The sequence below is a fragment of the Lyngbya sp. CCY1209 genome (assembly GCF_035615495.1).
GTDB lineage: Bacteria > Cyanobacteriota > Cyanobacteriia > Cyanobacteriales > Microcoleaceae > Limnospira.
In genome coordinates this window covers 1-2,961 of the sequence record NZ_JAJENU010000568.1, presented here as the reverse complement: position 1 = coordinate 2,961, position 2,961 = coordinate 1, and the positions used below count along the sequence as shown (strand labels likewise).

Genomic DNA, 2,961 nt, shown 5'->3' with positions numbered 1-2,961 from the left:
AAATGACCTTTACATCGATGTTTCAAGGTTTCTAGCCCGATTGAAACTGTTGATACACGAGCGCGATACTTGCGATAATAAACCCGGTTTCTTCTCTGTTCGATTCTAAGCCGAGGGCAAAGGGGCGGAGGGACAAAAATGGCAAGAATCTCAAATTAAATTGGGGCGCCGTGCCTTGCGCCCCTACAATCTAAAATTCCCCGACTCCCTCATACCGATTCCCGACTCCCTCCTAAGCCGGAGTCGCCGCCAACAGCACCCATGCGATCGCCAAACCGAGAATGAACGTCAGGCGCAATATCGCCCGCAGCAGGGGTTTGAAGCCGTCTTTGAGAGTCAAAATTTTTGCCTCCAATCTTCTCCCACGCGAATGGTTAAATCCGAGTCCACCTCGCCGGTGGAGGATGCTTTGATGTTACCGAAGCCGAGGGTGGTTTGCAGGAGTTCCGCGCCACCGAGATCGCCCCTCTGGACGATGATTTGGGTCGATCGCACCGAGTAGGGCAGTTTGGGGACGACATAAACTTGGTCGTAGCCCTTTTCGTAGAGGAAATCCGCCACCCGATCGCCCGCCGCCGGGTCGCCGGAGGCATTTTGGATGGCGATGCGGCTGTTTTTCGACAATTCTTGATAGGGCGATCGCTGGTAAGGTCCAGCCAATACAAACCCCGTAGAATCCACCCGAAAATATTGGGCCATGACCCGATCGCGGGCGCGATCGTCGATCGCCCAATAACTCGTATATCCGCCCCGTTCTTCCCCCGGCAACATCACCATCCGCACCCGGTCCGAATCCAGGTTCAGGGCAAATTTGGCCAGGGTCAGCAGTTCCTCAAAATCCAAATCCGTGTCCACATATTTCAGCATCACCCGCACGATCTGGGGCACTCGGGGCAGCACCTCCGGACTCCGCAACCGTTCCCGAATCGCCTCCATCAACGCCTGTTGGCGTTGGATGCGGCCGATATCCCCGTAGGCATCGCCGCGAAATCGGGCGAAGTGATCCGCCTGTTCGCCGTCGATAGTCTGCCATCCGGGGGACAAATCGATCCGCAACTGCTGGCTGTTATCGGTGTAAGACATGGGATAGGGGACGAACACTTCCACCCCCCCCAACAAATTCACCAATTCTCGAAACGCCCCGCTGCCGACGCGGACATAGCGGTTAATTTCCACTCGGTTGAGGGTCTTTTCGACCACTTCCGCCGCCAATTCCGTACCGCCCCAGTAGTTCGCTTCGTTGATCTTTCCTTCCCCCAGGCCGGGGATGGAAACCCGGGTATCTCGGGGGATGGACAGGAGGTTGATGCTCCCTTCGAGGGGGTCGAAGCGAACCAGAAGAATACTGTCGCTGCGGCCTTTAAATACATCGGGGGACTCTTCCCCGCCCTCCGGGGGGCGATCAATCCCCATCACCAAAATGTGCACCGGACGGGACAATTCAAACCGAAAGCGATCGCGCCACAGCCCATTGAGAACCATTGACCCGTCCTCATTTGACCCCCGTTCGTCGGGAGAAAGGAGGGCGGTGACAGCCCCCAAGGTGGCGGAAGTGCTCGCGATCAGCAGGACAATAAAACTCCAGAATAAAACCGGCAGGATTTTGGGTCGTCTTTGGGATGTTGTGGGATAACGCATGGAGAATTGACGAAATAGGATGGATCGATTCTCAAAATTGATTTTCAGATGGTGCCACCGGCGATTTTCTCAGACCCGGGTGACGCGATTGGGCGAAGCCCACCGGCAAAGCCGATCGCATCCAAAAATTGGGTCGGAACGCTGACAACGGCTCATTCATATTTTAAGATTGAGGTATCTAAACCTAAAAAATTGTAAGTCGCATGATACCTGTTATTCTCGCTGGCGGTAAAGGTGAGCGTTTTTGGCCTCTGAGTCGCAAAACCCGGCCGAAACAATTTCTGAGTTTAGATGGCAGCGGCCAGAGTTTGTTGCAGGGGACTGCCGAACGCCTGTTGCCTTTGGGCGGAAATTGGGACGGACTTTGGGTGATCACCTCGGCCCTCCTCGAACGGGGCGTCCGGGAGCAACTGCCCCACTTGCCCCCGGAAAATATCTTGGCGGAACCCGAGGGACGGGATACCGCCCCGGCGGTGGCCTGGACCGCGGTGGAAGTGGCGCGACGTTACGGCGAAGATGCGGTGATCGGGTTTTTTCCCGCCGACCACTGGATCGGCCAGCCGGAGCGGTTTCAGCAGGCTCTGACATCCGCAGAAAAGCTGGCGACGAGTCGGGATGCGATCGTCACGTTGGGTTTGCACCCCGACTATCCGGCGACGGGTTACGGTTACATCGAACAGGGAGAGGAAATCGGCACCTTCGGCGAGTTCCCCGCCTATCGGGTGGCGCGGTTTACGGAAAAGCCTGACCCGGAAACCGCCGAGAAGTTTTTGGCCACGGGCCGCTTCCACTGGAATGCTGGGATTTTCGTGTTTCGGGCCGGGGTGGTCCTCGAAGAGTTGCGATCGCACGTCCCGGATTTGGTGAAGGTGTTGGAAGCCAAGGGCGCCGAAGCTTATTCTCAGTTGGAACGGATTAGCATTGATTATGCCCTGATGGAAAAGACACAAAAAGCCTGCGTTTTGCCCGTCTCCTTCGGTTGGGATGACCTCGGAGATTGGAATTCTTTGGAGCGCCTCTTCGACGGCAACGGCTCCAATGTGGAGTTGGTCAAACACGTCGGATTGGATACCACAGGCTCCATTTTGTACGGCCGCAACGCCAACGAAGTGATCGTCACCATCGGCGTGGAAGATTTGGTCGTGGTCCGGGATGGCAACGTCACCTTAATTGCCCACAAAGATCGGACGCAAGACATTAAAAAAATGTTGCAGCAGTTGGCAGCCGATCCGGATTTGCAAGAATTATTTTGACTTCTCCCCGGTCTAAAGACGCGGGGATTCTTAAGCAGTCCAAAACTGAACTCTTAAAGGCATAGTCAAT

Annotated in this window: 2 protein-coding genes; one reads left to right on the top strand and one right to left on the bottom strand. The window is 55.6% G+C overall.

The window, feature by feature from the left end; all coding sequences use genetic code 11:
• Positions 1-336: 336 nt before the first annotated feature.
• Positions 337-1,638, bottom strand: coding sequence for an LCP family protein (locus LKE08_RS19845; RefSeq protein ID WP_324705987.1), 1,302 nt, complete (start codon positions 1,636-1,638; stop codon positions 337-339).
• 203 nt (positions 1,639-1,841) lie between these two features.
• Here LKE08_RS19845 and LKE08_RS19840 point away from each other — a divergent pair, with 203 nt between their 5' ends.
• Entirely contained in the window at positions 1,842-2,891 is a 1,050-nt protein-coding gene (locus LKE08_RS19840) for a mannose-1-phosphate guanylyltransferase (protein WP_324705986.1), read from the top strand.
• Positions 2,892-2,961: the final 70 nt, after the last annotated feature.

Bases quoted from the DNA above. Each gene is read 5' to 3' on its own strand.
- LKE08_RS19845 (WP_324705987.1), bottom strand. From the start codon at position 1,638: ATGCGTTATCCCACAACATCCCAAAGACGACCCAAAATCCTGCCGGTT.
- LKE08_RS19840 (WP_324705986.1), top strand. From the start codon at position 1,842: ATGATACCTGTTATTCTCGCTGGCGGTAAAGGTGAGCGTTTTTGGCCT.